Source organism: Sphingobium fuliginis, assembly GCF_004152845.1.
GTDB classification, from domain to species: Bacteria; Pseudomonadota; Alphaproteobacteria; order Sphingomonadales; family Sphingomonadaceae; genus Sphingobium; species Sphingobium fuliginis.
Map to the genome: position 1 here is coordinate 172,727 of NZ_SEON01000008.1, position 25,721 is coordinate 198,447.

Annotated in this window: 28 protein-coding genes; 7 read left to right on the plus strand and 21 right to left on the minus strand. The window is 66.0% G+C overall.

Features of this window, described 5'->3' with window-relative positions; genetic code table 11:
* Positions 1 to 163: 163 nt before the first annotated feature.
* The 19 genes from EWH10_RS18080 to EWH10_RS18180 all read right to left on the minus strand — a co-directional run bounded on the left by EWH10_RS18080 (position 164) and on the right by EWH10_RS18180 (position 15,541).
* Positions 164 to 445 carry a type II toxin-antitoxin system YafQ family toxin gene (locus tag EWH10_RS18080; RefSeq protein WP_130030147.1) on the minus strand — a complete coding sequence of 94 codons (282 nt, stop codon included), beginning with the start codon at positions 443 to 445 and terminating at the stop codon, positions 164 to 166.
* Positions 432 to 695 (minus strand): type II toxin-antitoxin system RelB/DinJ family antitoxin, encoded by a 264-nt coding sequence (locus EWH10_RS18085; RefSeq protein ID WP_004212689.1) that lies wholly within the window; start codon positions 693 to 695, stop codon positions 432 to 434. The genes EWH10_RS18080 and EWH10_RS18085 overlap by 14 nt, the downstream gene beginning before the upstream one ends.
* 384 nt (positions 696 to 1,079) lie before the next feature.
* Entirely contained in the window at positions 1,080 to 1,517 is a 438-nt protein-coding gene (locus EWH10_RS18095; RefSeq protein ID WP_130030148.1) for a DUF411 domain-containing protein, read from the minus strand.
* A gap of 79 nt (positions 1,518 to 1,596) precedes the next feature.
* Positions 1,597 to 2,838 carry an MFS transporter gene (locus tag EWH10_RS18100; RefSeq protein WP_007683345.1) on the minus strand — a complete coding sequence of 414 codons (1,242 nt, stop codon included), beginning with the start codon at positions 2,836 to 2,838 and terminating at the stop codon, positions 1,597 to 1,599.
* The gene (locus tag EWH10_RS18105) at positions 2,832 to 3,818 is read right to left on the minus strand and encodes a copper resistance protein B (RefSeq protein ID WP_009823975.1); all 987 of its coding nucleotides are present in this window, start codon (positions 3,816 to 3,818) and stop codon (positions 2,832 to 2,834) included. Before EWH10_RS18105 ends, EWH10_RS18100 begins: the two co-directional genes overlap by 7 nt.
* A complete protein-coding gene (locus EWH10_RS18110) occupies positions 3,815 to 5,521 on the minus strand; it encodes a copper resistance system multicopper oxidase (RefSeq protein WP_007683343.1) in 1,707 nt (568 codons plus the stop codon). Before EWH10_RS18110 ends, EWH10_RS18105 begins: the two co-directional genes overlap by 4 nt.
* Positions 5,522 to 5,546: 25 nt before the next feature.
* Positions 5,547 to 6,572 (minus strand): alcohol dehydrogenase AdhP, encoded by a 1,026-nt coding sequence (gene adhP / locus EWH10_RS18115; protein WP_007683342.1) that lies wholly within the window; start codon positions 6,570 to 6,572, stop codon positions 5,547 to 5,549.
* Between the two features lie 26 nt (positions 6,573 to 6,598).
* The gene (locus EWH10_RS18120; RefSeq protein WP_007683341.1) at positions 6,599 to 8,119 is read right to left on the minus strand and encodes an aldehyde dehydrogenase family protein; all 1,521 of its coding nucleotides are present in this window, start codon (positions 8,117 to 8,119) and stop codon (positions 6,599 to 6,601) included.
* A gap of 442 nt (positions 8,120 to 8,561) precedes the next feature.
* The gene (locus EWH10_RS22050; protein ID WP_013849877.1) at positions 8,562 to 8,963 is read right to left on the minus strand and encodes a hypothetical protein; all 402 of its coding nucleotides are present in this window, start codon (positions 8,961 to 8,963) and stop codon (positions 8,562 to 8,564) included.
* 333 nt (positions 8,964 to 9,296) lie between these two features.
* A complete protein-coding gene (locus EWH10_RS18135) occupies positions 9,297 to 9,587 on the minus strand; it encodes a hypothetical protein (protein WP_013039105.1) in 291 nt (96 codons plus the stop codon).
* Positions 9,588 to 9,718: 131 nt separating this feature from the next.
* The gene (locus EWH10_RS18140) at positions 9,719 to 10,159 is read right to left on the minus strand and encodes a four-helix bundle copper-binding protein (protein ID WP_007683338.1); all 441 of its coding nucleotides are present in this window, start codon (positions 10,157 to 10,159) and stop codon (positions 9,719 to 9,721) included.
* 14 nt (positions 10,160 to 10,173) lie between these two features.
* A complete protein-coding gene (locus EWH10_RS18145) occupies positions 10,174 to 10,617 on the minus strand; it encodes a DUF1622 domain-containing protein (RefSeq protein ID WP_007683337.1) in 444 nt (147 codons plus the stop codon).
* Entirely contained in the window at positions 10,604 to 11,326 is a 723-nt protein-coding gene (locus EWH10_RS18150) for a hypothetical protein (RefSeq protein ID WP_007406380.1), read from the minus strand. The genes EWH10_RS18145 and EWH10_RS18150 overlap by 14 nt, the downstream gene beginning before the upstream one ends.
* Entirely contained in the window at positions 11,323 to 12,051 is a 729-nt protein-coding gene (locus EWH10_RS18155; RefSeq protein ID WP_007406424.1) for a hypothetical protein, read from the minus strand. Before EWH10_RS18155 ends, EWH10_RS18150 begins: the two co-directional genes overlap by 4 nt.
* Complete coding sequence (locus EWH10_RS18160) at positions 12,051 to 13,961, minus strand: 2Fe-2S iron-sulfur cluster-binding protein (protein ID WP_013039106.1); 1,911 nt, start codon at positions 13,959 to 13,961, stop codon at positions 12,051 to 12,053. The genes EWH10_RS18155 and EWH10_RS18160 overlap by 1 nt, the downstream gene beginning before the upstream one ends.
* Positions 13,962 to 13,984: 23 nt before the next feature.
* On the minus strand, positions 13,985 to 14,305 hold the full coding sequence (locus EWH10_RS18165) for a hypothetical protein (protein WP_007406382.1): 321 nt from the start codon (positions 14,303 to 14,305) through the stop codon (positions 13,985 to 13,987).
* 59 nt (positions 14,306 to 14,364) lie between these two features.
* Entirely contained in the window at positions 14,365 to 14,586 is a 222-nt protein-coding gene (locus EWH10_RS18170) for a hypothetical protein (protein WP_007406426.1), read from the minus strand.
* Positions 14,583 to 15,062 carry a heavy metal-responsive transcriptional regulator gene (locus tag EWH10_RS18175; protein ID WP_007406417.1) on the minus strand — a complete coding sequence of 160 codons (480 nt, stop codon included), beginning with the start codon at positions 15,060 to 15,062 and terminating at the stop codon, positions 14,583 to 14,585. Before EWH10_RS18175 ends, EWH10_RS18170 begins: the two co-directional genes overlap by 4 nt.
* A 140-nt stretch (positions 15,063 to 15,202) precedes the next feature.
* On the minus strand, positions 15,203 to 15,541 hold the full coding sequence (locus EWH10_RS18180) for a hypothetical protein (RefSeq protein ID WP_007406371.1): 339 nt from the start codon (positions 15,539 to 15,541) through the stop codon (positions 15,203 to 15,205).
* Positions 15,542 to 15,802: 261 nt separating this feature from the next.
* On the opposite strand from EWH10_RS18180, the gene EWH10_RS18185 reads away from it, so the two are divergent.
* From EWH10_RS18185 to EWH10_RS18215, 7 genes are all read left to right on the plus strand, one after another.
* Positions 15,803 to 16,165 carry a hypothetical protein gene (locus tag EWH10_RS18185; protein ID WP_007406428.1) on the plus strand — a complete coding sequence of 121 codons (363 nt, stop codon included), beginning with the start codon at positions 15,803 to 15,805 and terminating at the stop codon, positions 16,163 to 16,165.
* Positions 16,166 to 16,242: 77 nt separating this feature from the next.
* On the plus strand, positions 16,243 to 16,500 hold the full coding sequence (locus EWH10_RS18190; RefSeq protein ID WP_007683334.1) for a hypothetical protein: 258 nt from the start codon (positions 16,243 to 16,245) through the stop codon (positions 16,498 to 16,500).
* 63 nt (positions 16,501 to 16,563) lie between these two features.
* Entirely contained in the window at positions 16,564 to 17,826 is a 1,263-nt protein-coding gene (locus EWH10_RS18195) for a TolC family protein (protein ID WP_013039107.1), read from the plus strand.
* The gene (locus EWH10_RS18200) at positions 17,823 to 19,313 is read left to right on the plus strand and encodes an efflux RND transporter periplasmic adaptor subunit (protein WP_007406384.1); all 1,491 of its coding nucleotides are present in this window, start codon (positions 17,823 to 17,825) and stop codon (positions 19,311 to 19,313) included. The genes EWH10_RS18195 and EWH10_RS18200 overlap by 4 nt, the downstream gene beginning before the upstream one ends.
* Complete coding sequence (locus EWH10_RS18205) at positions 19,310 to 22,453, plus strand: efflux RND transporter permease subunit (protein WP_130030149.1); 3,144 nt, start codon at positions 19,310 to 19,312, stop codon at positions 22,451 to 22,453. The genes EWH10_RS18200 and EWH10_RS18205 overlap by 4 nt, the downstream gene beginning before the upstream one ends.
* Positions 22,450 to 22,854, plus strand: a complete 405-nt coding sequence (locus tag EWH10_RS18210; protein WP_130030150.1) for a copper-binding protein — start codon at positions 22,450 to 22,452, stop codon at positions 22,852 to 22,854. The genes EWH10_RS18205 and EWH10_RS18210 overlap by 4 nt, the downstream gene beginning before the upstream one ends.
* Positions 22,855 to 23,135: 281 nt before the next feature.
* Positions 23,136 to 24,398, plus strand: coding sequence for a hypothetical protein (locus EWH10_RS18215; protein WP_007683327.1), 1,263 nt, complete (start codon positions 23,136 to 23,138; stop codon positions 24,396 to 24,398).
* A gap of 66 nt (positions 24,399 to 24,464) precedes the next feature.
* Here the strand turns inward: EWH10_RS18215 and EWH10_RS18220 are convergent, their stop codons facing one another.
* Both EWH10_RS18220 and EWH10_RS18225 read right to left on the minus strand, forming a co-directional pair.
* On the minus strand, positions 24,465 to 24,995 hold the full coding sequence (locus tag EWH10_RS18220; protein ID WP_007686150.1) for a GNAT family N-acetyltransferase: 531 nt from the start codon (positions 24,993 to 24,995) through the stop codon (positions 24,465 to 24,467).
* Complete coding sequence (locus tag EWH10_RS18225) at positions 24,992 to 25,612, minus strand: recombinase family protein (protein WP_008832583.1); 621 nt, start codon at positions 25,610 to 25,612, stop codon at positions 24,992 to 24,994. Before EWH10_RS18225 ends, EWH10_RS18220 begins: the two co-directional genes overlap by 4 nt.
* Positions 25,613 to 25,721 lie beyond the last annotated feature (109 nt).

Genomic DNA, 25,721 nt, shown 5'->3' on the forward strand with positions numbered 1-25,721 from the left:
GGCCCTCATTTTTGTTTCAAGCAGCGCCTGCCGAATGCATCTCTGCGATTGATGTCTTCTGCAAAAGCTTGTTGGCATCGGATGCTCGCTGATCACACCTAACCCGTAATCGTGCCTCTGGCTGACATACCCGACAAACGTATAAGCTCGCCATGCGCGGGCGTCACCAACCCAATTCCGCGTGCGATCCCAAGCGCACAAGCTGCAAGGTGTCGTCATCGGGCTTGCGGTAAATCAGCACGAGGTCGGGCTTTATGTGGCAATCGCGATGGTCGCGCCAGTCGCCGGTCAGCGCATGGTCGCGGTGGCGCGGTTCAAGCGGCTCGTCGGATGCCATCGCCTCGATGATCGGGATCAGGTCAGCGTCCAGCGTCTTGGCGTGCTGCCCCTTCTTCTCCCGCTTGTAGTCGCGCTTGAACCGCCCGAAGCGTTCAATCGTCCGCATTGAGGTCGGCCATCAGGTCGACCACCGTGGCGAACCGCTTGCCCTTTCCCTCGCGCGCTTCCTTCATGGCCTCGATCGTCTCGGCATTGGGCACCAGCGGTTCAAACGGCAAGGCCTTGTCGCGGGCAACGCGGGTCAGCATCAGGCGCACGGCATCGGAGACGGTCAGCCCCATAGCAGCCAGCACGGTCGCGGCTTCCTCCTTCACCGCTCCGTCGATCCGGGTCTGCACAAGAGCGTTTGCGGCCATGTCGATTTCCTTTCTGCATGACGATGTAATGCAAGCGAACGCAAAGTGCAATCAGGCAAAGCCCCGGCTATCGACATGGCGACCGGGCTTCGCGTTTTTCACCTTCAATGCTGTGAGTGCCATCGGTTCGGGGCCCTGATCGGGAATGTTGGGGCCGTTCTCACACTTTCGGTGGGCAAACGGTCCCACAATCGTTCCCACATTTTGGGCCAAATTCAGGCAAATCAGGGAGACGACCGCGAACAACTTACAAGACAAATCGTTGATTTTTCAGTGTAGGTAGGGGTAGGGACGCCATCAGCTCGCTTGACACAAGGTTCTACACTCGACAGCGGGGTCCTCTACCACCGGGCAATTCTGCAGGATGCTGCAAACCGCGCGATATCAATGGCGGGCGAAAATTCGCTGACCGGCGCTGCCGAAGGCCACCACCGTATAGGGTTGGCGGGCAGCGCCTGCCACTTCCATGCCCTCCGAACCGATCGGCATCCCCGCAACCGCAATGCCTTTGACGCCCGCAGGACGGGTCGCCAGCAAGCGCTTGACGTCGGATATCGGGACATGGCCCTCGATCATATAGCCATCGACGATCGCGCTGTGGCAAGATGCCAGCGTCCGGGGCATGCCGGCCTTGCGCTGAAGCTCGCTGCGCGACGCATCGTCACGCATGACGACCTTGCGTCCCAGCTTCGCGCGCACGGCCTGCGCCCACTTCTCGCAACATCCACATCCCGGATCCCGGTGGACGACGATATCAATGGCCGCAAGCGCTACGCCGGGCATGGCGAGGAACAGCAAGGCGACGAATAGGCGGGTCTTCATGAAATGACTCCCGGAAGAACGATAAGCATGGGGCAGAGGCCCCTTCTTTTCTATACGCATCAATGCGCCCCTCCCCTCATCACGCAGATGATTTTACGATGGCGGGCGGCCTCCAGGCTAGCGGCAGGGACACAAGCAGCGCTAGCGATAGACCACCAATCCCCCACAGAACGAGCGGCTGCGCCCCGGGAGCGACGATGGCTATCGCCAGCGGCGCGAGCGCCTGCCCGATGCTGGCGGCGGAATGCTGGAAACCGAGCTTCACGCCTGAAGGAGCCCCGCCGCCGCTGATCCAGAAGCTGGTGACCAATCGAAGGGTTGCCGAGCTCCAGCCGGCAGCAACGATGATCCCACTGAGCTCGGCCATACTCGCGGCGACAGGAAACATGAAAAGTGCCACAGCCAGCAGGCCCAGCGTCAATCCGGCAAGCCGCCTCGGCACAGTGACCAGCCAATCCAGCTTTGCATGGAAGATCTGTGCCGCCAGCATGCCCAATCCGCAGAGACTGAGCATCCAGGCGATCTCTTCGCGGCTCAGCGAAATGGCGCTCCGCGTCACCAGGAGATTGACATGCATCGCCGCCAGCCCGCCGCCCGCGACGATCGTGATAAAAAGCAGGATCAACGTCGCGCCGAGCGTAGGCGCGGGCAGGTCTCCGCCATCGATGCAAGGTGCACACCAGCGCGGCAGACGCACGGCGCAAAGCGCCGCCCCGACGGCACCGATGCCGAGAGCGAGGATCATGAGGGGAGCGCGGGGCAGGATCGCGGCCGAGACCTCCGCCACCAGCGGACCGGCGAGATCGCCCAGAAACACGAAGGCGGTCAGCCAGGTGAAGCGGCGCGCCTGGTCCGCGCGCCCGCTTGCGGCAAAGCTCGCGCAGAGCAAGCCCAACGGTATGATGGCGGCCGACGCCATCCCCGCCACCAGACGCAATGCATAAAGCTCAGGCAACCCGACGAGGCCGATCGGCGCGGTCACCAGCGCGAGGATGACCAGCGCTGCGCGCAACATCGCCCGATAGTCGACCCGGTCCGCGATCCAGCCCCAGAGCGGCGCCGCCAGCAAGGCTGCCAGGGGATGGACCGCAGTCAGGCTCGCGACGTGAAAATCATGAGCGCTTGACGATAGCGCGCCACGAGCCGGGTCGACCAGTGCCGGAAGGAAGGCGAGAATGGCCGTCTGTCCCGCCGACGCCGCAGCCGCCGCGAGCAACAAGACGAAAAAGGAGGCCGGCCAGCGACCGTTGGCTTGCGATCCAGCCTTGTCACGCGGCGCGTTCGCGGTCGATCCCTCGAGTGGCCATCCGCGGATCACCACCAGGCGCGCAAGCCGATCACCAGCCTGTGTTCGGAAGGCCCTTCCCTGCGCAGGCGACGGAAATCGGCCGTGCCGTCAAATGCGCGCTCCCAGACGAAGCCGATATAGGGCGCGAACTTGCGCGACACCTCGTAGCGCAACCGTCCGCTCAGCTCGACATTGCTGAAGCCGCTGCCGAGCTGCCGATCGCTCGACCGCTTCGAATAGATATTGGTTTCCACCTGCGGCGTAAGGATCAACCGATTGGTGAACAGGACCTCATAGGAGGCCTTGGCGCGCGCCGCGAGACGCCCATCGGTTCCTACATAGCCGGTGAGCTGGACGTCGAACCAATAGGGCGCCAGTCCCTCGACGCCGGCGGCGAGCCAGGTGGTCGCACCCTTGCCGAGATCCTGCCTGACCCCGAGCAGCGTGCCCCAGAACGGGTTCTTGCTGTGCCACCACAGCGCCTCGACGCTGCTCTCCGGATCGAGACGTTGGTCGCGGGAGTTCTTGAGCCCCTGGCTGCGCAGCCAGAGCTTGTCATTGTCCTGACCCTTGGTGACGAGCACGGTCCAGCCCACGCCCTGACCCTCGTTGCCGCTGGTGAACTCGAGCTCATCCACAAGTATCTTGGGGATCGAGAGCTTGTCGGCCATCTCATAGCCCGGCAGCGTCGAGTTGCGATAGCCGTCGGCATAATCGTCCGAGTTGCGCGCGTCCGGCGGGGCCTTGCCACCCTGCATCGAGCCCATGTCCATCGTGGCGCCGTTACCGGACGCCTTCGTGTCGGTCATATCCATGCCCGGCATGTCCATGCCCGCATGCTCCTGAGAGCCTTGCGCGGAAGGTGAGTTTGGATCGGGAGTGGCCGTTTGGGCAGGGGTGGCGGCGGGCGACGGGGGCAAGGCATCCTGCGCGAGGGCGGGAGCCGTGATCGCCGGCGCCAGGAAGAGGGCAACGCCAAGAGCAATGCCGCGCGAGGGGATAATCCGGATCATGCGACCACCACCTCCCGGAACATGCCGGCCGCCATGTGATAGAGCAGATGGCAGTGGAAGGCCCATCGGCCCATGGCGTCGGCGGTGACGCGGAAGCTCACCCGCTGGGCGGGCTGGACCACGACCGTATGCTTGCGGACCTGGAAGGCGCCGTCCGGGCCTTCGACATCGCTCCACATGCCGTGCAGATGCATCGGATGCGCCATCATCGTGTCGTTGACGAAGGTGACGCGCAGCCGCTCGTTCGGCTTGAAATGCAGCGGCCGGGAATCGTTGAGCTTGATGCCGTCGAGCGACCAGATGAACCGTTCCATATTGCCCGTCAGATGCAGCTCGATGTCGCGCTCGGGCTCGCGCGGGTCGGGATCGCCGCCCGGCGTGCGCAGATCGGCCAGCGTCAGCACGCGCCAGCCGCGCCCGCGCAGCCCGGCGCCGGGATCGTCCAGATTGGTGCGGGGATAGTCGACGCGCATGTCGGTATTGGCGCCATATTCGGTGCGGGCGTGCTGTGCCCTGGCCGGCATCTCGGTCATGCCGTGCCCGGCATGCGCGTCGCCTCCCATTGCGCCCATCGTCGCCATCGCGCCCATCATGTCGACCGGCTCGAGCCAGGTCCGGGCATCGAGCGGCGGCACGGCTGCCGCCATGCCCGGAGCCGGTGCGATCGTGCCGCGGGCATAGCCGCTCCGATCGATCGCCTGCGCGAAGATGGTGCGGGCGCCGCCCTCGGGCATGGTGAACTCGACGTCATAGGTCTCGCCCGGGCCGATCCGGAATTCCTCGACCGTGACCGGCTCGACCGGCTGCCCGTCGGCCGATACGACCGTCAGCTCGACCCCCGGGATCCGCACGTCGAAGAACGTCGCCGTCCCCGCGCCGACGAAGCGCAGGCGCACGCGTTCGCCGGGCGCGGCGATACCGGTCCAGTTGCCGGCGGGCGGCGCGCCGTTCATCAGATAGGTGTAGGTCGCGGCAGAGACATCGCTGTAGTCGGTCGGGTTCATCCGCGAGCTGTTCCACATCCGCCGCCGCTCGAGCGCCTTCCCAAGGCCCATGGCGCCGACATCCTTGAGGAAGTCGCCGGCTGTCGGCTGCGCAAAATTATAGTAGCTGCTCTGCTTCTTGAGATTGAGGAAGATCTGCAGCGGCGGCTCGTCCGACCAGTCGCTGAGCACGATGCAATAGTCGCGATCGGGCGCCCGCGCCGCCGGCGCCTGTTTCGGCTCCACGATGATCGCTCCATAGAGTCCCGTCTGCTCGGCGAGCGTGTGAGCGTGATACCAGTAGGTTCCGCTCTGGCGGACCTCGAAGCGATAGGTGAAGGTCTCGCCCGGCGCGATGCCGGCAAAGCTGATGCCGGGCACGCCGTCCATCTCCGCCGGCACGATGATGCCGTGCCAATGGATGCTCGACATCTCCTTGAGGCCGTTGCGCACACGGAGCGTGACCGTGTCGCCTTCGCGCAGGCGCAGGACCGGCGCGGGCACGCTGCCGTTCACGGCGGTCGCGATACGGCGTTTGCCGGTGAAGTTGACTGGCAGCTCGGCGATCTCGAGGTCGAACTCGGTCCCGCTAAGCTCGGCGGGCGAGACTGGGGCGGATCGCGCGAGAAGCGCCGGGGCGAAGCCGGCAACCGCGCCGCCGATCGCCAGCCCCTGGACGAAACGGCGCCGTGCGATCGGCCGGATATGTAAGGGAGACATGAACTGTACTTTCGCGAAGTCGGGTTCAGGCGAGGTCGAGGACGATCCGGCCCTCGATGTCGCCATGGTGCATGCGGGAGAAGACGTCGTTGATGTTCTCCAGCTTGTCTGCATGGACCGTGGCCTTGACCTTGCCGTCGCCGGCGAACGCCAGTGCCTCGAGCAGATCGAGCCGCGTGCCGACGATCGAGCCTCGCACGGTAATGCCGTTCAGCACGGTGTCGAAGATCGACAGCGGGAAGTCGCCCGGCGGCAGACCATTGAGCGCGACCGTGCCGCCGCGCCGGACCATGCCGAGCGCCTGCTGGAACGCCTTGGGCGAAACGGCGGTGACGAGCGCTCCGTGCGCGCCGCCTATCGCCTTCTTGAGCGCTGCCGAAGGGTCCTCGCTGTGCGCGTTGACCGTCAGTGTGGCGCCAAGGCGTGTAGCGAGGTCGAGCTTGCTATCGTCGATGTCGACCGCGGCCACATTGAGACCCATGGCACGGGCATATTGCACCGCCATGTGGCCGAGCCCGCCGATCCCTGAGACGACCACCCACTCGCCGGGTCGGGCCTCGGTGGCCTTCAATCCCTTGTAGACGGTGACGCCCGCGCAGAGGATCGGCGCAATGTCGAGGAAGTCGACATTGTCGGGAAGGTGACCAACATAGTTGGGATCGGCGAGGACATATTCGGCAAAGCTGCCATTGACCGAATAGCCGGTGTTCTGCTGTTCGTGGCAAAGCGTCTCCCAGCCACCCAGGCAATGCACGCAATGCCCGCAGGCGGTGTAGAGCCAGGGCACGCCGACCCGGTCGCCTTCCTTCACATGGGTGACGCCCGCACCGACGGCGGCGACATGCCCGACGCCTTCATGGCCAGGAATGAAGGGCGGGTTGGGTTTGACCGGCCAGTCCCCTTCTGCCGCGTGCAGGTCGGTATGGCACACGCCGGTTGCCGCAATCTTGACCAGGATCTGCCCGGGGCCGACCGTCGGGATCGGCGCGTCCTCGATGACCAGGGGCTTGCCGAATTCGCGGACGACCGCCGCCTTCATGGTTTTCGCCATGTCCGTTTCTCCTTTTGAGCGAGGGGTCAGAACAGGCCGAGCGCGTGCTCGTCATAGGAGACGAGCAGGTTCTTGGTCTGCTGATAATGGTCGAGCATCATCCGGTGATTTTCACGCCCGAAGCCCGACGCCTTGTATCCGCCGAAGGCGGCATGGGCGGGGTACTGGTGATAGCAGTTGGTCCAGACCCGCCCGGCCTCGATCGCGCGGCCCAGACGGTAGGCGGTGTTGCCGCTCCGGGTCCAGACGCCCGCGCCAAGACCGTAGGCGGTGTCGTTGGCAAGTGCGATCGCCTCCTCGACCGTCTTGAAGGTGGTGACCGCCAGGACGGGACCGAAGATCTCCTCCTGGAAGATGCGCATGTGGTTCTGACCCACGAACACGGTCGGCTGTACGAAATAGCCCTGGTCGAGCGCACCGCCCGGCAGCGCCTTGGCGCCACCGACCAGACACTGCGCGCCCTCGGCCTTGCCGATATCGATATAGCCCAGGATCTTGTGGAGCTGGTCCTCCGACGCCTGCGCGCCGACCTGGACCGAGGGGTCGAGCGGATCGCCCTGGCGGATCGCGGCGACGCGCGCCACGGCGCGCTCGATGAAGCGATCGAAGATCGACTCATGGATCAGCGCGCGCGACGGGCAGGTGCAGACCTCGCCCTTGTTGAACGCGAACAGCGTGAAGCCTTCGAGCGCCTTGTCGAAGAAGGCATCGTCCTCGTCGAGCACGTCCGCCATGAAGATGTTGGGCGACTTGCCGCCAAGCTCCATCGTCTGGGGGATCAGATGGTCGGCGGCCGCATGCATGATCTGCTTGCCGGTGACGGTCTCGCCGGTGAACGAGACCTTGGCGATGCGCGGATTGGCGGCGATCGCCTGGCCGACGGTCCGTCCCGGGCCGGTGACGACATTGAGCACGCCGGGCGGCAGGATGTCGGCGGTGAGCTCGGCGAACATCAGCAAGGTGAGCGGCGTCTGGGATGCGGGCTTGATGACGGTGCAGTTGCCCGCCGCCAGCGCCGGGGCGATCTTCCACGCCGCCATCAGCAGCGGGAAGTTCCACGGGATGATCTGGCCGACGACGCCAAGCGGCTCGCGAAAATGATAGGCGATGGTGTCGGCATCGATCGTCGAGATCCCGCCTTCCTCGGCCCGGATGCAGCCGGCGAAATAGCGGAAATGGTCGATCGCGAGCGGAACGTCGGCAGCGCGCGTCTCGCGGATCGGCTTGCCGTTGTCGATCGTCTCGGCAAGCGCCAGCAACTCCATATTATCCTCGAGCCGGTCGGCGACGCGATTGAGAATCCTGGCGCGGTCGGCGGGCGAGATCCTTGCCCATTGATCCTTGGCGGCGTGCGCCGCATCGAGCGCGCGCTCGACATCTTCCGGCGTCGACAGCGCAAACTCGGCGATCTGGGCGCCATTGATCGGGCTCGTGTCCGCGAAATACTCGCCGCTCGCTGGAGCGCTCCATCGACCACCGATGAAATTATCATAGCGGTGTCGGAAGGACGCCGCAGCATTGATGGTCCCGATCGCCTTCTCGAACATCGCCTGTCTCCATCTTTACCGATGCCTGATGAAGTAGGCCTTCTGATGAGACGGCCTATAAGTAAGTTCCGCAGACAAAAATCAGGCAGAGTTTTTACGAAGCGCCAGGCTGGACACGCAAAAGAAGCCGATGATTTTCTCATCAGCTCATAGATTATCTCGTCGCCTAAGCAGGCAATGGCTCTCGCCATTCAATCGCGGCGCAGAGGTCACTGAAGTTGATCCGGCCATGCTTGGTCGGACCTCTTAATCGTAAGCGCGGACCCGCAGCTCGGTGCCAACTCCTGGAGCTTTACGCATCGCGGGCTCCTCTCTCTCGCGGTGGACGCCTGCTTCTCGTTATGAAATCCTAGAAACTTGGAACACCTCTTGAAGAACAGGCCCGCCGCGGGGGCAGCGGCGGGCCCTCAGCCCCAGGGGTCTGTTCTCGGGGCTGGAAACCTCACATGTCGCTCATCGGCTTGTCGGCCATAGGCGTGGCCGGTTTCTTCTTGGCGGCCGGCTTTGCCTTTTTCATCGGCATCTTGCAGCAACCGCTCTTGGGCTTGCCAGCCTTGCTCGAACCGCTCCCCTGCGACGAGCCACCAGACATTCCGGCCATGCCCGCAGCGCCCTGCTGGCCTTGCGGCTTCTGCATGCCGGCTTGGTGATCCTGCATCATTTGGTCGTGCATCTGCTGCCCTCCATGATCCATCCCCTGCTGATGGGCATGGGCGGTGGATGGCTTCGGCTGCGCAGGGGCGTGCTGGGGCGCGGCGGGTGCCGATTGCGCCAGACCCGCGCCAGCGAAGTTCAGGGTCGCCAGGCAGCCGATCGCGCCGACTAGAAGTTTCGTCTTTCGCATTGTGGTTCTCCGCATGATGAGTCCTTGCCCGATCGCCGTTTGCGACCGCGACCATACCGACCCCTCATGCGGGCTTGGCCCTTTGGTCTGAATACGTAAGTTACGAATCCGCACTGGATCAGGACTGGCAGGCCCGCGATCTTGCGGGCGAAACCATGGTCCAAGGGTCCAGCGGATTCATGACTGCATCGCATTAAAGCTCGTGCAGACCTTTATTCTGAAACGCAATTGGCCCGCCGGGGAAACGGCGGACCAACGTTGCGGCCCGGTCAAACGATACCAACGCCTTGTATGGTGAGGCTTTGATCAACCGACCTCTGATGGGCTTTTGGTTCAGCACCCCCCGCCCGACCGATGCGACATGTCAGAAGCCCCCTCCTGGCTCCCCGATTCCCGCATGGCCATCCGGTGGCCTCGCATCATCTCACCGTGCATCTGGTCCTTGCCGTGCCGCATGCCCTCCATATGGGCCGTGCCGGACTGAGCCGGCGCAGGCTTGGCCTTGAGCGTCTCCTCGAGATCCGGCATGTCCGACGGCATGCCATCGGCGAGAACAGGCCCGGCACCGAGGGCAAGGAGGCCGAGGGCTGCGAGCGAAGTGATAACTACCGTTTTCTTGCGCACTATCGATTCCTTCAAGTCTGGTTTCCGTTCGACCGGCTTCAGATCCGGTCGTTTCTCGCTCCTCCGGGAGCTTGCCCTTGAGATGGTATCGGTCCTGACCCGGCAGTATACGTAATATGCGAAGCGGGTGGTCAGCCGGTCATGTCCGCCATCATTCGGCAGCTCGCCGCGCATTTCTTGCAGGTGGCCGAGCAACGCGCGATCCGCTGGTCCTCGCTATGACGCCCGCATTCCTCGGCGCAGCGCTCGCAAGCATCGGCGCAGGCGCGGCACAGGATGCGGTGCAGAGCCGATTCCCGCAGCATCGAGTTGGCTGTCGCCTGGCACAGTTCCGCACAGTCGTTCAGCATGGCGATCAACGACGCGCTCGCCAGCGCGCTGCTTTGCTTCGTCAGCCAGGCGGCGGTTTCGAGGCACATGCGGTGTGAAGCCAGGCAATCGTCGATGCAGTCCGTCATCGACATCGCCATCCCTTCCATTCGATGCTGCTGCCCCGCCGCCGGCGCAGCCAGCGTTCCGGCGGCGGCAAGGCCGGCGCCCGCCATCAGCAATTCGCGTCTCTCGATCATCATGCACCCTCCATCGGCTATCCCTTGCGCGGTGTGCCGCATCCGGCGGCCTCAGCCGTCGCCGGCGACCCATCCGACGCCGCACGCGCCTTCTCCCGCGCCATCCGGGTTTCCTCCCAAGGCCAGTGACCGTTGATCTCGACCCCGAGCGAGATGCTCAGGAAGGTCCGCACCAGCACAAGCCCGGCCAGCACGATGAGATCGTCGAGCGTCGGGTTGATCACCAGCGACTTGACGATGTCGCCGGCGACCAGAAATTCCAGGCCGAGCAGGATGCTGCGGCCGAGCGCCGAGCGGAACGTGCTATAGGCCTCGGTTCGGTCGCCCGCCCTCGCCCGCCGCGCAAACAGAAAGGTTGCGAGCCCCGCGCCGACCAGGATGGTCAGCGTGCCCGCCAGTTCCAGGCCGATCACGGCGAGCCGGAAGAAGGCGCTCAGCCAGTCGGCCTCAATGGTGATCATACCAGCCTCGCTTGCGGATATTGTTGAAGCTGTCGGTGGCGTGACAGGCATAGCATTGGTCGACGCGCGCCTTCGATCCGGCTGCGCGCTGCGAGACCATGCTGAAATGCTCCATGAAGTGACTGGGCGGCGCCTTATGGCACTCGGCGCACTGCGTCGAATTGACCGATGGATGGCGGTAATTGGCGATCTTCCAGCTGTCGGTCTTGTGGCAGCTCGCGCAGTCGGTGCCGAACAGGCCCTGGTGCGGATCGCGGAACGCATGGCAGCTCGCGCAATTGAGCGCGGTCTCGGGGGTCAGGCTTCGAGTGTTTGTCGACATGCCCGCCAAAGGCTGCCGCCACTTCGCCATGTCGAGCAACGCGGCGTGATCCATGCGGATGATGCCGCGCTCTCCCTCATGTTCGACGTGGCAGGAGGTGCACTGCGTCGCTTTCGCGTGGAACTGCGTCGACTGCTTCGTCCCGAAATCGGTGCCCGCATGGCAGGTGAGACAGGTCCGGGTTTCGACGCCCTTGCCCGGCGTGTGGCAGGCCGTGCATTGGCCGGCAAAGGACTGGTGCGCGCTCGAGAGCGGGCCGGGCGAGACGAGCTGCGCCACCAGGCCGGCATCCCTCGGCGCGTCCGATCGCATCCGGATCGCGACCGCGGCGACCATCACCAGCAGGGCTGCGATGAAGACGGCGTAGGAAAGACGCTGCCAGCTCATAGCCAGCGCAGCCCGTAATAGATCGCCGCGCCGACGTGGAGCGCGAGCAGCGCGAAGATGAGACAGCCCAGCAGGATGTGCAGGAACCGCCACCGCGCGAACAGGGTGTTGGTTGCCTCTTCGGCACGGATCGCGAATTCGGTATCGGCCAGCGCTGCGGCGATCCCCGCCTTGTCCTGGGGGCGCTGGCCCGCGGACGCATCCCCGGCGACGAACAGATAGCGCTTCCAGCCCGACAGCGGCGGGGCTGCGGTATCGGCCTGCGTCGGCGCCGCCGGCTCCTCGAGGAAGGCGGCGCGAAGCGAGGCCAGTTCTGACCTGCGTCCGCGCAGCGCCCGACCAAGCTGGGCAAGCAGGTAGCGGCCGATGAAGCCGGTGATGACCGTCATCAGCAGGAGGACGGTCAGAAGCAGGCCGACCGGGCTTTCGAGCTTGTGCGCGGCGTGGACCAGACCCAGGATCGGCGCCAGCACGCCGGCATAGATGTGGATGGCGAGCAGGGTTGGCTTGCTGACGACCCGGGAGAGCGCCTTGTCGACCCAGGCGATGTGCTTGGCCGCGACATAAGGAAGCGTCAGCAGCATCAGCACGAGCGCTGCGATCCCGATGATCCCGCCGGCCAGGCTACCCGGAAAGCGGGGCGACACATGCACGAGATAGCCGAACGGGAACAGCAGCAGGAACGCGACCAGCAGGCCCACGGCAATGTCGCTGCGTTCGCGCATCAGGCTTCGACCACGAGCGGCGTGCCCGTCCCCTTCGCCTGGCACGCGAGCACATAGCCTTGCGCCTTGTCGGCGGGCGCAAGGCCGGATTCGACCTCCATCGTCACTTCGCCCTGCAGCAGCTTGACCACGCAGGCGCCGCATGTGCCCGCACGGCATGCATAGGGGATCTCGACGCCCGCGCCCTCGGCCGCCTCCAGCACGGTCTCGTCCGCGGGCAAGGCCGCCGACACCCCCGACACGGAGAAGGTCACCGTGCTCGGCGCCACCTCGGCGCTCGGGGCCGGCTTATCCGCTGGCGGGGGCGCGGGCTTGACCTCGAGATCCTCGTGGTCGGCCGGCAGCGAGGCCGGACCGAACGCCTCGGTGTGCAGCTGCGCGTCGGGGACGCCGAGTTCCGCCAGCACGCCGCGCATCGCGCCCATCATCGCCGGCGGGCCGCACATATGGATGCGCCGGCTCGCGATCTCCGGCACCGCGGCCAGGATCATCTCGCGCGTGATCGGCCCTTCGGGGCCCATCCAGACGGTGCCGGGCGCGCGCTGCATCGCGGCGACGACATGGAGGTTGGGAAAACGGCGTTCGAGCCGCTCGAGCTCGTCGCGGAACACGAATTCCTCGGTCGACCGTGCGCCGTAGAAGAAGAAGATATCACCCTTCCACGCGGTGTCGGTGAGATAGCGCAGCACCGACATCATCGGGGTGATGCCGACCCCGCCCGCGATCAGCACGATGCTCTGGGCATCCGTTCCCGTGAAGGTGAAGGCGCCGAACGGTCCGCTGACCTTCAGCAGATCGTCGGCGACGACCTTGTCGTGCAGGTATCGCGAGACCACGCCCTGCTCCTCGCGCTTGACCGTCAGTTCGACATAGGCCCGCTGGGTCGGCGAAGAGGCGATCGTGTAGGAACGGCGCGCGGTCTTGCCCGCTTCGGGCTCTACCTCGACCTGCAGGAACTGGCCCGGCAGGAAGTCGAACGGCAGCCGGTCGGCGGTCGGGTCCGCGAGCCGGAAGGTCAGCACGCTCGGCGTCTCTCGCACGATCTGGACCACGCGCAGCTGCCCCGCCCAGCTTTTGGGCTTGCGCAGCGACGCCCCAGCGGGTGCGGCCGCATTGCTCGGCGCGAGCCCGGCGCTGTCGGCAACGGGTGCAGGCGCGGGCGCAACCCTGGTAGCGGGAGGGGCAGCCTTCGGCTCCGGCTTTGCTGGAACCTTGGCGGTGGCGACACCGCCGGCGATCGCCCCGATCCGCCGCAGGCGGAAGATCTGCAGCGCGATAAGCGTGGCGCTCACCAGCCCCAGGAACAGCATGAGAAGGAGGTGCGAGGGCGAGATGCCGAACCAGTGATCGGCATGGCCGGGCGCGGCCTGGTCGATGTCGAGCTGATCGCGCAGCCAGGCAAGCCCGACCTCCCGGGGCGGCTGCAAGCCCCCGATCGCGCCCTGCGCGGCGGTGCCGGAGCGGAACAGGTCGGTTCCCTCGCGCAGGCGCCGCGCCGCATCGAGCCGGGCCGAGACCGTGGTCGCACGCGCGCCGTCGGCCGAGGCGGCGTTGATCATCGCCAGACCCGTGCTTACCCGTTCGCCGGCCTGCGCAGCGACCCGCTGCCTTGCCGCTTCGTCAAGCGCGGGAAAGGCGAGCAGCTGCGAGATGAAGCCGGTCCGGCGCGATTCGTGGCCGTGCTCATTCTCCCCTTCCCCATTGATCATGCGATCCATCATGGGGTTCATCATCTTCGCCATGTCCGACGACCCCGGCTCTGCCGGTGCGGACATGCCCCCGCCGGCCGGCATGCCTGCGCCATGATGCGCGGCATGATCCTCGCCCTCCTGCGCGCCCGCGCTCGCGGACAGGCTGAGAGCGATTGCGCAGCCGAGGCTCAAGCGTCGAAGGCTGATCCGCCTGGACATCCTCATCCCCTTAGTGTGCGAGCCTACATATCCTTCATCGGCATCGCCGCATTGCCCGGCGCGGGATCGGGTGCCGGCGCGGTCTGGTTGCCGGCCCCGGCGCGCATCGCGTCATGGTCCATCGCCTGACGGTGATGCCGCTCCATCTCGGCCTGGTTGCTCATCGCGTCCATCGGCGCCGCGTCTGCAGCGTTGCCGCTGTCGGTCAGGACCGGGGTGGCGGCGACGCTGTTCGCCGCGGGCGGCACCGTCTGGTCGGCCTGGCGGTCGCAGCCCGAAAGCGCGAGCGCCAGCAACAGGCTTCCGCCGACAAGTGGAAGGGCTTTCTTCGCATGGTCGATCATGGCTTTGCTCCTTGGCTTGAAAACTGTGTCCGGGCGCCATCCCTGGCGTCCGGACCGGCTCATTGCGCGCTGCGCAGAATCCGGAGACACCGGTCGTGCGAGAGGTTCATCGGGTTGCGCCCCTGCCCCTTCATCTCGCCATGATCATGCGGCGTCTGGAGACCCATATTGCCCTCCATCGCCCGGCAACTCTCGACCTGCGCCGAGGTCGGCCGCGTGGTCACACAGGCGCCTAGAAGCAGCGCCGGCGTGAGGACGGCGATCAAACGCATTTTCTTCATGACAAAACCCCTTTCGCTCGTGGTGATCGTTCGTCCTGCGCTGCCTGATGTTTCTTGTTATGCTGCTGGTCTTTCCGCCGCGCCGTCAGGAAGGCGAGGATCGGGCAATCGGAGACCGGCACTTCGCCCGGGCATTCGTCGGCGAGCATCCGCAGCATGTCGCGGATATCCGACAGGCGCTCGAGCCGGGCTTCGGCGTCCGCGATCTTGGCAAGCGTGATATCGAGCACGGCCTGGGCATGCGCGGTGTCCGACGCCCTGAGTGCCAGCAGCTGCCGGGCCTGTTCGAGTGTGAAACCAAGCTCCTGCGCCGAGCGGATGAAATTGACGCGCTCGAGGTCGGTCGCGTCGTAGAGCCTGTAGCCCGCTGCCGTGCGCGCGGGCTCGCGCAGCAGGCCCATCCGCTCATAATAGCGGATCGTATCCCGCCCCACGCCTGCGGCCGCGGCCAGTTCGCCGATCTTGAAATTGCCCATGTCATCCGCTCGATCATGCCGGTTGGACCATGGTCCAGGGTCAAGCGGTTTCGCTTTGACCCCGAACGGTCTCCTCGTCGCCGGCGGCCCGCTGCCCCGACGCGTCGCAGGGCAGCCCGTGCCGCCGGGCCACCGGCTTGTCAGTTCTTGCGAAGCTCGACGATGTCGTGCCTGGCAGGCGTGCCGTCGGCGACGGACACGTGCGCGAAGTGATCGTCAAAGATATGGTCGATCGTCACATGGCCGACGAGCTGGCGGTGATAGGTCGGCGCCACGCCCTTGGACGGACCCGGATGGGTCACGACGCGATAGACCTCGAGCTTCTGGCCGACCTCGGCGCCATCGGCCTTGCCGATGCAGACGACCGTGCCGTTGCTGCCCGTGTCGACGATCGAGCCGCGCATGAACAGGCTGTGCCCGATGCCCTGGGCCATAGCGGGGACGGCAGCAAGCATCGAAATGCCGGCAAGCGCGACCATGAGAGTTTTTCTGACCATATTCACCTCCTTGGATGGTAAGCCACCGCCCGGACTTTGCCGAGGGGAAGAGCGTCTCTTCAGGCTTGGGACTACGGTCCCGGGTCCAGCCTCGATATACGTAGAGGCCGCAGCCGATCTTCTTCCCCGGGCCGGATCTTTATTGACGCGGAGTTGACGGAATCAGCCGTCAGCACTTCAAAATCCGCGCGGCGCGAGACTTTGGTTGGCTGCGCCCGCGAAACCCGCTAGATATCGAGGCCCGTGAAACGCCTGCTCGCCCTCCTGCTCGTCATCGGAGCGCTGTCCGGTCTCTTCGGAGCCCAGATGGCGGCCGCGCACAGCGTGCCGCAGGCGGCAGGCGCGCCGCTGGCCAAGGGCATGGATGCGGACTGCATGGCGATGATGGCCAAGCAGCAGCCTGCGCCCAGCGAAAAGCCCTGCAAGGGCCTGACGCTCGATTGCATCGCCGCGATGGGGTGCGTGATCCCGCTGGTCGCAGCGGACCTGGCAGGCGGCGTTGCGCCTGCGCGTCTCTACGACGCGCCCAGCTTCTGGACGACCGACACGATATTGACCGGCAAGGCGGTTGCGCCCGAGCCGGATCCTCCCACCAGCCTTGCCTGATTGAACGAGCACGGGCTGCGCGCATCGATCGATGCGTGCGCGCCCGGTTTCCTTCTTTTCAGTCAAAGGTTTTCGTGATGATCAAACTGCTTCCGGCCGCCCTTGTGGCGGCCCTCAGTCTCGCCGCGCCTGCGCTTGCAACCGACGCGAGCCGCACGCCGCAAGGCCATTGGGAATGGCGGTCGGCGCCGCAATATGGTCCGCGGGCGACTGGCCCTGCGCGTGTCCGCATATGGGTGCCCGACAGCCGGGACATGGCCAGCTGCGATTGCGCGATGATGCAGGCAAGCGCCGCCGACTGCATGCGCGGCGCAGTCAGGTCGGACAAGGGCTAAACCCGCTCCGGAGCGGCGCGTCACATCTTGGCGCGCCGCCTCTGTCATGAGGGGATGATATCCATGATCATGATGCCGAGGCGCGCTGTGCGACGCCTGTTGCTCTCTATCGGTGCGACGCTTGCGAGCGCCTGGGCCGTGCCGGTGTCGGCCGGCCCGCTCACCTACGAGCAGGCAGTGAGGCTCGCTGCCGCCAACGCGCCAAGCCTCAAGGCGCGCGCGGCGGCGACAGCCGGCGCCCGCTCTTCGGCGGTCGCGGCCGATCGCCTGCCCGATCCGACGCTCGACCTGGGCCTGCAGAACTTCCCGGTGAGCGGCCCCAATGCCGGCAGCTTCACGCGCGACGATTTCACTATGGCGACGATCGGGTTCAGCCAGACCTTCCCCAATCTCGCCAAGCGCCATGCACGCGCCGCGCGCGCCGCGGCCGATATCGGTATCGCCGAGGCGGGCGAGCTGGTCGAAGGCCGCAACGTGCGGCTCGAGACCGCCCTCGCCTGGGTCGATCTCTATTATGGAGAACGCCGGCTCCGGCAGCTCGACCTGCTCGATGCCAGCCTCGACGACCTGCAGAAGACCGTGACCGCACGCCTGGCGTCGGGCAGCGCGCGCCCGAGCCAGGCGCTCGAGCCCGACCAGCTCCGCGCCGCCATCGCCGATCGCCGCGCCGAGATGGCTGCGGTGGTGGCGCAGGCGCGGGCCCGGCTCGCGCGCTATACCGGCGACCCCGACCCGCAGGCGACGGGCGACCCGCCGATGCTCGATGTCGATCCGATCCGGCTGCGGGCCGGGATCGATGCGCTTCCCGCCCTGCGCGCGCAGGACGCGCGGATCGCAGTCGCCGAAGCGGACGTGCGTCTCGCGCGCGCCGACAAGCGCCCCGACTGGAAGGTCGGCGTCACCTATGGCCGGCGCGATCCCATGTACGGCGACATGGCCTCGGTCGGCGTGTCGATCGACCTGCCGCTGTTCGCCGGCAAGCGCCAGAACCCCAGGATCGCTGCAAGCGAGAGCCTTGCGCAAGGGGGTCGGTTCGACCGCGAGGCGATCCGCCGCGAGCTGGTGGCGCAGCTCGACGCCGATCTCGCAGACCATGCCATGCATCTCTCCCGGTTGCGCAATGCCCGCGAGACGCTGGTGCCACTCGCCAGGCACCGCGCCGAGCTCGACCGCGACAGCTATGGCGCCGGCAAGCTCGACCTTGGCGCCGCGCTGCTCACGACGCTCGGGCTCGCGGAGGCCGAGGTCGAGGCGCTCAACCGCGAAGCCGACGTCGCGCGCGACGCGGTCCGCATCACTATCACCTATGGGGAGGAGCGGCCATGACGCTCGATAAATCCGCGCTGCGCTGGGGCGCATCGATCCTGGCTGTCGCGCTGCTGGCCGGCGGCACAGGCTATTGGGCTGGCCATCGCCAGGCACCGCAATCGGAGGCGACCACGCCCGCCGGGGCAGGCAAAGTCCTTTACTGGTACGATCCGATGTTCCCCAACCAGAAGTTCGACAAGCCCGGCAAGTCGCCCTTCATGGATATGCAGCTCGTGCCGCGATACGCGGACGGAGGAAGCGCCGGCGCGGCCCCCACGGTCGCCGTCGATCCCGCCGCGCGGCAGAGCCTGGGATTGCGGGTCGTCGCGGCGAAGATGGGCAGCCTTGCCTCGGCCCTCGAGGTCACCGGCACGATCGACTTCAACCAGCGCGACGTCGCCGTCATCCAGGCGCGTTCGGGCGGGTTCGTGAGCCGCGTCTATGCGCGAGCGCCCGGGGACGTGGTCCGCGCCGGCGCGCCGATCGCGGACCTGCTCCTGCCCGAATGGGGCGGCGCGCAGACCGAATATCTGAGCGTCAGGCGGCTCGGCAAGCCCGACCTCACCGCGGCCGCGCGCCAGCGACTGCGGCTGATGGGCATGTCCGACGGCCTCATCGCCAGCGTCGAGCGGAGCGGACGCCCGAACGGCGTGGTGACGATCACGACGCCGATCTCGGGCACGATCCAGACGCTCGACGCCCGTGCCGGCGTGACGCTCGCCATGGGCCAGACGCTCGCCCAGGTAAGCGGGCTCGGCACCGTCTGGCTCAATGCCGCGGTGCCCGAAGCGCGCGCGGGCGATGTCCGGGTCGGCCAGAATGCCAGCACCACGCTGGCGGGCTTCCCCGGCGAGCGCTTCGCCGGCCGGGTGATCGCGATCCTGCCGACCACGCAGGCCGACAGCCGCACGCTCACCGTGCGGATCGAGCTGCCCAACCGGGACGGCCGGTTGCGGCCGGGCATGTTCGCCAGCGTCGCGCTTGGCGGCGATGCCAAGCCGGCGCTGCTGGTGCCGAGCGAAGCGGTGATCCGCACGGGCAGGCGCACGCTCGTCATGCTGGCCGCAGGCGACGGGCGCTATCATCCCGCCGAGGTCCGCATCGGCCGCGAGGCAGGCGGCGAGACCGAGATCCTTGCCGGCCTGTCGCCCGGCGAGAACGTCGTCGTCTCGGGGCAGTTCCTGATCGATTCCGAGGCGAGCCTGTCGGGAATCGAGGCGCGGCCGATCGGCGGCGGTGCGGCATCGGCGACCATCGCCGCGCCGGCGTCGAAAGCCACGCTGTACGAGACGACGGGCAAGATCGAGCGGATCACGGCCAATTCGGTGACGCTCAGCCACGAGCCCGTTCCCGCGCTCGACTGGCCGGCGATGACGATGACCTTCGCGCTCGCCAATCCGGGCATCGCGCGCGGCTTCAAGGCGGGTGACCGGGTCCGGTTCGGGTTCGACCGGCCCCCGGCGGGACCGACGCTGCGGCATATGGCGAAGGTGGCGGGCCAGTGATCGCCCATCTCATCCGCTGGTCGGTGAGGAACCGCTTCTTCGTCGTGCTCGGCATGCTCGCGCTGGTCGGCGCGGGCCTGTGGGCGGTGCGCTCGACCCCGATCGACGCGCTGCCCGATCTTTCCGACGTGCAGGTCGTGATCCGCACTTCCTATCCGGGTCAGGCGCCGCAGATCGTCGAGAACCAGATCACCTATCCGCTCACCACCACCATGCTGTCGGTGCCCGGCGCCAAGACGGTGCGCGGCTATAGCTTCTTCGGCGACAGCTTCGTCTATGTGATCTTCGAGGACGGCACCGATCTCTACTGGGCGCGCAGCCGCGTGCTCGAATATCTCAACCAGGTCCAGGGTCGGTTGCCGGCCAGCGCCCGCAGCGCGCTCGGGCCGGACGCGACCGGGGTCGGCTGGGTCTATGAATATGCGCTGGTCGACCGCACCGGCCGGCACGATCTCTCGCAGCTTCGCGGGTTGCAGGACTGGTTCCTGCGCTACGAGCTGAAGACCGTGACCGGCGTGGCCGAAGTCGCCAGCATCGGCGGCATGGTCAAGCAGTACCAGGTGCTGCTCGATCCGGTGAAGCTCGCGGCCTACGGCGTAACCCACGCCCAGGCAGTGCAGGCGATCAGCCAAGCCAATCAGGAAGCCGGCGGCTCGGTGCTGGAAATGGCCGAGGCCGAATATATGGTCCGCGCCTCGGGCTATCTGAAAACGCTCGACGATTTCCGGGCAATCCCGCTCAAGACTGCGGCGGGCGGCGTGCCCGTCCGGCTCGGCGATGTCGCCACGATCCAGGTCGGCCCCGAGATGCGGCGCGGCATCGCCGAACTGAACGGCGAAGGCGAGGTCGCCGGCGGCGTCGTTATTCTTCGGTCAGGCAAGAACGCCCGTGAGACCATCGCGGCGGTCAAGGACAAGCTCGCCGATCTCAGGAAAAGCCTGCCGCCGGGCGTCGAGGTGGTCACGGTCTATGACCGCTCGCAGCTGATCGATCGCGCGGTCGAGAACCTCACCCGCAAGCTGGTCGAGGAGTTCATCGTCGTCGCATTGGTCTGCGCCCTGTTCCTCTGGCACGTCCGCTCGGCGCTGGTCGCGATCCTGACCTTGCCGCTCGGTGTGCTGGCCGCGTTCGTCGTAATGCGGTTCCAGGGGGTGAACGCCAACATCATGTCGCTGGGCGGCATCGCCATCGCCATCGGCGCGATGGTGGATGCGGCGGTCGTCATGATCGAGAACGCCCACAAGAGGATCGAACGCTGGGAGCAGGATCACCCGGACAGACATCTCGATGGCGAGATGCGCTGGATCGTCGTCACCGAGGCGGCGGCCGAGGTCGGGCCGGCGCTGTTCTTCAGCCTGCTGATCATCACGCTGTCGTTCATTCCGGTCTTCACCCTGGAGGCGCAGGAAGGCCGGCTGTTCGCGCCGCTCGCCTTCACCAAGACCTATGCGATGGGCGCGGCCGCGATCCTGTCGGTGACCCTGGTGCCGATCCTGATGGGCTGGCTGATCCGGGGCCGCATTCCGGCCGAGCAGGCCAATCCGGTCAATCGCTGGCTCACCAATATCTACCGGCCCGCGATCGACTGGACGATGAAGCGGCCCAAGGCAGTGCTGCTGATCGCGGCTCTGGTGTTCGCCACCACGGCCTGGCCGCTCAGCCGGCTCGGCGGCGAGTTCATGCCCAATCTCGACGAGGACGACCTGCTCTACATGCCCTCGGCGCTGCCGGGCCTCTCGGCCGCCAAGGCGAGTGAGCTGCTCCAGCAGACCGACCGCCTGATCAAGACCGTGCCCGAAGTCGAAAGCGTGTTCGGCAAGGCCGGCCGCGCCGAGACCGCGACCGATCCCGCGCCGCTCGAAATGTTCGAGACGACGATCCAATTCAAGCCCCGCGACCAGTGGCGGTCGGGCATGACGCCCGAACGCCTTGTCGACGAGCTCGATCGCCGGGTGAAGCTTCCGGGTCTCGCCAATATCTGGGTGCCGCCGATCCGCAACCGCATCGACATGCTCGCGACGGGCATCAAGAGCCCGATCGGGGTCAAGGTGTCGGGCAGTGACCTCGCCGAGCTCGACCGCATCGCGCATGATGTCGAGACCGTGGCCAGGAGCGTGCCCGGCGTCAGCTCGGCGCTCGCCGAGCGGCTGACCGGCGGACGCTATGTCGATGTCGACATAGACCGCGCCGCCGCCGCGCGGTTCGGGCTCAACATCGCCGACGTCCAGGCCATCGTCTCCGGCGCGATCGGCGGCGAGACGATCGGCGAGACGGTCGAGGGCCTCGCCCGCTATCCGATCAGCGTGCGCTATCCGCGCGAATTGCGCGACAGCCTCGAAAGGCTGCGGGCGCTACCGATCCTGACGCCCGCGGGCCAGCAGATCACCTTGGGCACCGTGGCAAACGTCTCGATCGCCGAGGGACCGCCGATGCTCAAGACCGAGAATGCCCGGCCTTCGACCTGGGTCTACGTCGATGTGCGCGGGCGCGATCTTGCCTCGGTGGTCGGCGATCTGCAGCGTGCGGTGGCGAAACAGGTCAGGCTCTCGCCTGGGGTCAGCATCGCTTACTCTGGCCAGTTCGAATATCTCGAGCGCGCGGTCGACCGCTTGAAGCTGGTCGTGCCCGCGACGCTGCTGATCATCTTCGTGCTGCTCTACCTCATCTTCGGCCGCTTCGACGAGGCGGCGCTGATCATGGGGACGCTGCCGTTTGCGCTGACCGGCGGCATCTGGACGCTTTATCTGCTGGGGTTCAACCAGTCGATCGCCACCGGGGTCGGGTTCATCGCGCTCGCCGGCGTCTCCGCCGAGTTCGGGGTGGTGATGCTGATCTATCTCAAGAACGCGCTGGCCGAGCGCGGCGCACATCCGGACGCTGCCGAGGTCGAGGCCGCCGTGCGCGAAGGCGCGCTGCTGCGCGTCCGTCCCAAGGCGATGACGGTGGCGGTGATCCTGGCCGGCCTGCTGCCGATCCTGCTGGGATCAGGCGCGGGTTCGGAGGTCATGAGCCGGATTGCCGCGCCGATGATCGGCGGCATGCTGACCGCGCCCTTGCTCTCAATGTTCGTCCTGCCCGCCGCCTACCTGCTGTTGCGCCGGCCCAAGACCGATCCCATCCCTCAACCCGTTTCATCATGAAGGAGAAGACGATGAACCATGCACGACTGACCATTGCCCTCGGCCTCGCCGCCCTGACTGCCGCGTGCGGCAAGAAGGCGGAGGCCCCCGTTGCGACTGAGACCAACGAGGCGGCGCCCGCCGCGACCATGAGCGGCGACATGGGCAACATGTCGATGGCGCCTGACGCGAACGCCGCGATCAAGGCCAAGGGCCATGGCACCGTCACCGCGATCGACAAGGCGGCAGGCACGATCACGCTCGATCATGGTCCGATCCCGGAGGCCAAGTGGCCCGCGATGACGATGGCGTTCAAGGCCGCGCCGTCGATCACCGATGCGTTCAAGGTCGGCGACAAGGTCGATTTCGACCTCTCGCTCAAGGGCAGCGATGGCGAGGTCACCGCGATCGCAAAGCAGTGATCCGCTAAGTTCGACCGGAAAAAGCTGGTTGCGGCGCCGCTCCCGGGCGGCGACGCCCGTGCCGGCCGTCTGCCTGGCTGTGCGCCCGGTCGACGGTTGCGACCGGCAACGCCCAATGCCAGCGGCGTTTCCCTGCGCGATCACCGACAATTTGAGCACGCTTCGCGGATCGCACATTGAACGTGCAAGCCGCCCTTGCTCGCGATAGCCTGAACGGCAAGGAGCCCAGTTTAGATGACCCAGCCAGTATGACCTTGTTACCCGCGACACATCATGATCTCGTGAGCGAGCTTGTCCGTCGTTGGCGAGACGATCCCGGCGCCACCTATCGCTCCTGGTTTCTGTGGGACGAACGGCTGAAAAACTTCCGCTCCATCCGTCGCGGGCTGCAGCAGGTGGTCGCAGAAATCGAAAGTGGGCGGTTCGGCGTCGCCTATCGCGGCTCGTCACTGGAAACGGTTGTCCACTCGATCGCCGAACAGCGGCAGATCTTCAAGGGCGCCGACCATGCCTGGCTGTGGAAGCCCAAGCTGCGCATTCCAGACATCTACGAAAGCCCGGACAACCAGCGGGCGTTCGGTCGCCTGCTCGACAATTGCTCGTGCTGCGATACCGCCGAGGAGATCATCAGCCACATCCGCAGCATAGACGCGCTCAAGATCAAGGGGCTGGGGCCGGCGGCGGCCAACCTGCTCTATTTCCTTCACCCGACGCTGGTGCCGCCCTTCAATACCGCGATCGTCAAGGGCTACAATGCCGTCACCGGCGCCAAGGTGAAGCTCGGGTCATGGGATCATTTTCTCGCCATGCGCGCCGGCATCCTCGACCTCAACGACCGTTACCGCGAGTTGCTCTCCAACGATCTCGGCGCGATCGGCGGACTGTTGTTCGACATTGGCTCGGGCCGCTATCCCGCGCCACCGCTGGAGGATGACGCAACGGCGGCCGACGACTGGCTCGGCAGATTGGAACATGCCAGAGCGGAGGCAAGCCGGCTCGACAAGACAGCCGCCGCGCAGGGCGAAACCGATCGCACGCACGCCGAAATCCAGGCCTGGCTGCGCGACCTCGGCCATGCCCTCGGTTACGATGTGTGGATCGCCGCCAATGACCGCGGTCGACTTCACGCTGGCTGCCCGCTTGGACAGGGATGCCTCGAGCGCCTTCCAGACGCCATTGCGACCTCTCCCGGAGCGGACTCGATCCGCCTCATCGACGTGTTGTGGCTGGCGAAGGGTGGCGACGGCGTCGCCGCCGCGTTCGAGGTTGAACATTCGACCTCGATCTACTCGGGGATCGTGCGCATGCTCGATCTGGCGCTGTCGGGGAGCGATCTGCACGCTGCCGCCGGGCTATTCCTGGTCGCACCGAATGCGCGCGAGCAGGACGTTCGCGCGCAACTCCGTCGCCCGGCTTTCAGCCGTATTGCCGATCTCGACTTCGCCTATCTGCCCTATGGCGAGCTGGAGAGAAACAGGGACGCGATCGCTCGTTTTGGAACGGGATTGAAGGCCATCAAGGCGATCTCAAGCCCCCTTCCCTGAAAGGGGGCGTTTGCGGGAGGGGGCGGAATCCTACGCCAAGCTCGCCCAGATAGCCGGCGCGAGATCTTACTTGTTGCTGCCTTCTACGGTCGCGCCAGAAAGGCGACGGCTCAGTTCTATCCGGCGATGGCTACGCATTTTGAAGGTGTCTGGCCCAACGCGCCGATACTCAATGAAGCCGAGAGAACGCCAAAATCGCTCTGCCGCTTCATTCGCTTCCAGCACGGCCAACCGAATCTCTGTGGCACCTCTCGCAGCGGCCCAGCTTTCGACCGTCGAGTAAATTGAGCGTCCGACGCCACGACCACGCTGTGCGGCATCTACGATCATGAAGCCGAGATACCATGTGCCATCACGCGGATAATCGCGGAGGATGGCCGCGATTGCATATAGGCCGCCAGGCCCCTTCCATCCCAGGACAGCTTGATTGTGGGCGCTCTTTTCGGGCGGCACATCGGAGAAAAGCTCGCGAGCATCGTCCAGCGTGGGCGCGGCCCCGTCCTGCAACAGGAAATAGTCGCTGCAACGGTTGTACAGGTCTGCAACGTCTGCGGCGTCCGCTTGGGTAAGTTTGATCGGGGCTCCCGTCATCATCATCGCGTTTTGGCAGCAAGCACGCGCTGACCGTAATCCCGGAGTTCCCCGTTGGGACCGACATAGCGGTAGAGAGTGACGCGCTCGATCCCGAGTTCCTTGCAGAGGTCGGAAACGGACGTGTCGCGTTGGGCCATAGCAGCCTGAGCGAGCCGCACCTGGGCCTTGGAGAGGGCGAACTTGCGGCCACCCTTGCGTCCCCGCGCGCGGGCAGCGGCCAGGCCAGCCATGGTGCGCTCGCGGATCATATCCCGCTCAAACTCCGCCAGTGTGGCAAAAATGCCGAACACCATCCGGCCCGATGGCGTCGTGGTGTCGATCTGCGCGCCCTTGCCGGTGAGCACCCGCAGACCGATACCGCGATCCGACAGATTCTGCACCGTGCTGACCAGGTGGGTGAGCGTTCGGCCGAGCCGGTCGAGCTTCCAAACGATGAGGACATCGCCGTCGCGCAACGATTTCAGGCAGGCGGCAAGACCGGGGCGATCATCACGGCTACCGGATGCACGATCATCATAGATATTGCCTGGCTCGACACCGGCAGCGCGAAGGGCATCGTGCTGCAGGTCGAGCGACTGCGAGCCGTCGGCTTTGGACACGCGGGCGTAGCCGATCAGCATGGATCACAAACGAAGGTTTGAGGCGGTGACGAACATGAGCACATAAGATTGGGCTATTGTGTATCTTAACCAGCATCTCAATCAAGCTATCTCAAACCGTAGCTCGGAA

What these genes read in the sequence shown, in the direction of transcription:
- EWH10_RS18110 (WP_007683343.1), bottom strand. Translation starts at nt 5,521, where the DNA reads ATGTCTCCCTTACATATCCGGCCGATCGCACGGCGCCGTTTCGTCCAG.
- EWH10_RS18200 (WP_007406384.1), top strand. Translation starts at nt 17,823, where the DNA reads ATGACGCTCGATAAATCCGCGCTGCGCTGGGGCGCATCGATCCTGGCT.
- EWH10_RS18155 (WP_007406424.1), bottom strand. Translation starts at nt 12,051, where the DNA reads ATGCGCGAACGCAGCGACATTGCCGTGGGCCTGCTGGTCGCGTTCCTG.
- EWH10_RS18180 (WP_007406371.1), bottom strand. Translation starts at nt 15,541, where the DNA reads ATGGTCGCGCTTGCCGGCATTTCGATGCTTGCTGCCGTCCCCGCTATG.
- EWH10_RS18190 (WP_007683334.1), top strand. Translation starts at nt 16,243, where the DNA reads ATGATCAAACTGCTTCCGGCCGCCCTTGTGGCGGCCCTCAGTCTCGCC.
- EWH10_RS18080 (WP_130030147.1), bottom strand. Translation starts at nt 445, where the DNA reads ATGCGGACGATTGAACGCTTCGGGCGGTTCAAGCGCGACTACAAGCGG.
- EWH10_RS18120 (WP_007683341.1), bottom strand. Translation starts at nt 8,119, where the DNA reads ATGTTCGAGAAGGCGATCGGGACCATCAATGCTGCGGCGTCCTTCCGA.
- EWH10_RS18165 (WP_007406382.1), bottom strand. Translation starts at nt 14,305, where the DNA reads ATGATCGACCATGCGAAGAAAGCCCTTCCACTTGTCGGCGGAAGCCTG.
- EWH10_RS18095 (WP_130030148.1), bottom strand. Translation starts at nt 1,517, where the DNA reads ATGAAGACCCGCCTATTCGTCGCCTTGCTGTTCCTCGCCATGCCCGGC.
- EWH10_RS18170 (WP_007406426.1), bottom strand. Translation starts at nt 14,586, where the DNA reads ATGAAGAAAATGCGTTTGATCGCCGTCCTCACGCCGGCGCTGCTTCTA.
- EWH10_RS18145 (WP_007683337.1), bottom strand. Translation starts at nt 10,617, where the DNA reads ATGATCACCATTGAGGCCGACTGGCTGAGCGCCTTCTTCCGGCTCGCC.
- EWH10_RS22050 (WP_013849877.1), bottom strand. Translation starts at nt 8,963, where the DNA reads ATGCGAAAGACGAAACTTCTAGTCGGCGCGATCGGCTGCCTGGCGACC.
- EWH10_RS18175 (WP_007406417.1), bottom strand. Translation starts at nt 15,062, where the DNA reads ATGGGCAATTTCAAGATCGGCGAACTGGCCGCGGCCGCAGGCGTGGGG.
- EWH10_RS18195 (WP_013039107.1), top strand. Translation starts at nt 16,564, where the DNA reads ATGATCATGATGCCGAGGCGCGCTGTGCGACGCCTGTTGCTCTCTATC.
- EWH10_RS18160 (WP_013039106.1), bottom strand. Translation starts at nt 13,961, where the DNA reads ATGTCCAGGCGGATCAGCCTTCGACGCTTGAGCCTCGGCTGCGCAATC.
- EWH10_RS18140 (WP_007683338.1), bottom strand. Translation starts at nt 10,159, where the DNA reads ATGATGATCGAGAGACGCGAATTGCTGATGGCGGGCGCCGGCCTTGCC.
- EWH10_RS18220 (WP_007686150.1), bottom strand. Translation starts at nt 24,995, where the DNA reads ATGATGATGACGGGAGCCCCGATCAAACTTACCCAAGCGGACGCCGCA.
- EWH10_RS18085 (WP_004212689.1), bottom strand. Translation starts at nt 695, where the DNA reads ATGGCCGCAAACGCTCTTGTGCAGACCCGGATCGACGGAGCGGTGAAG.
- EWH10_RS18105 (WP_009823975.1), bottom strand. Translation starts at nt 3,818, where the DNA reads ATGATCCGGATTATCCCCTCGCGCGGCATTGCTCTTGGCGTTGCCCTC.
- adhP (WP_007683342.1), bottom strand. Translation starts at nt 6,572, where the DNA reads ATGGCGAAAACCATGAAGGCGGCGGTCGTCCGCGAATTCGGCAAGCCC.
- EWH10_RS18210 (WP_130030150.1), top strand. Translation starts at nt 22,450, where the DNA reads ATGAAGGAGAAGACGATGAACCATGCACGACTGACCATTGCCCTCGGC.
- EWH10_RS18225 (WP_008832583.1), bottom strand. Translation starts at nt 25,612, where the DNA reads ATGCTGATCGGCTACGCCCGCGTGTCCAAAGCCGACGGCTCGCAGTCG.
- EWH10_RS18150 (WP_007406380.1), bottom strand. Translation starts at nt 11,326, where the DNA reads ATGAGCTGGCAGCGTCTTTCCTACGCCGTCTTCATCGCAGCCCTGCTG.